The 1165-nt window shown below is 65.7% G+C and carries 1 protein-coding gene; it reads left to right on the top strand.

Annotation, left to right across the window (positions count from 1 at the left end):
• The first annotated feature begins 307 nt into the window (after positions 1 to 307).
• A complete protein-coding gene (locus tag ACFXBC_RS21210; RefSeq protein ID WP_385026446.1) occupies positions 308 to 1051 on the top strand; it encodes a hypothetical protein in 744 nt (247 codons plus the stop codon).
• Positions 1052 to 1165 lie beyond the last annotated feature (114 nt).

Below are 1165 nucleotides of genomic sequence, written 5' to 3'. Positions count from 1 at the left end.
CGCTGCCCGCTGCCCGCTGCCCGCTGCCCGCTGCCCGCTGCCCGCTGCCCGCTGCCCGCTGCCCGCTGCCCGCTGCCCGCTGCCCGCTGCCCGCTGCCCGCTTTCGGATTGTTCATTCTAGTCGCGGTCGGGCTGCCGTGAATGGCGTTTTTGCCATCCTCTGACGGATGTGAGGGAGGGATGCGATGGCCCGGACAGTGGCATACCGAGATCCTACCGGGGAGCGCCGTATCCGCTCCCCGCCCCCTGAGTCGTGCACCGTAATAACCCCTGGATGCAAGGGAGTTGTCGCTGCTACGTTCCATCCGTGGCGAAACTCAATCAGATCATCGCAGTCGAAAAGGGAATCAAGTCCAAGTCCCACCAGGACCTCACCGCAGCCCAGCAGGGACTGCAGAAGCCGGTCCTGCTGTCGGGAATTTCCCGCACCTACCAGCCGAAGGACGAAGAGGGCGAGCAGCTGCCCCCCGAGTCCACGCGGGTGCAGGTGCAGGCCGAGGATGTGCTGCGGGACACCGCCGCCACCCTGACCAGGCTCTTCGATGTCACTGCCACCAAGGACTGGGCGAACTGCTCCGCCCGCGCCGATGTGAAGGTCGAGGGACGTGTACTGCTCACCGCCGTACCGGTCCCGTATCTGCTTTTCCTGGAGAAACAGCTCACGGAGCTGCTTGCCTTCGCACGGAAGCTGCCGATTCTCGACGCATCCGAATTCTGGGTGCAGGACCCTTCAACCGACGCCTGGAAGACAGAGCCGGTGCGCACGGTCCGTACGAGAAAAGTGCCCCGCAACCACGTCAAGGCCGAGGCGACCGAGAATCACCCGGCACAGGTCGAGGTGTATTACGAGGATGTGCCGGTCGGCTACTGGACCACGGTGAAGTTCTCCGGCGCGCTGCCGGCCCGCCGGGTCAATGAGCTGGTGGGCCGGATCGAGAAGCTTCAGCAGGCGGTGAAGTTCGCCCGCGAGGACGCGAACAGCGCCGATGTCGCCGACGAGTACGTGGGCGATGCGGTATTCGGCTACCTCCTGGGGGACGGACAGGGGTAGCGTCACAGACTCCCCGGGCCGCCGCAGGGCGGCCCGGGGGCCGCGCGGGGCGCCAACAGAAAATGAAATTAGTGGTGTTGCAGCGGCATGATCCCCGGTCTGCCTCAGACACAA

Source organism: Streptomyces sp. NPDC059398, assembly GCF_042751845.1.
GTDB lineage: Bacteria > Actinomycetota > Actinomycetes > Streptomycetales > Streptomycetaceae > Streptomyces.
Note: the sequence above shows the minus strand (reverse complement) of the source record. Positions and strands in the feature narration are given on the sequence as shown.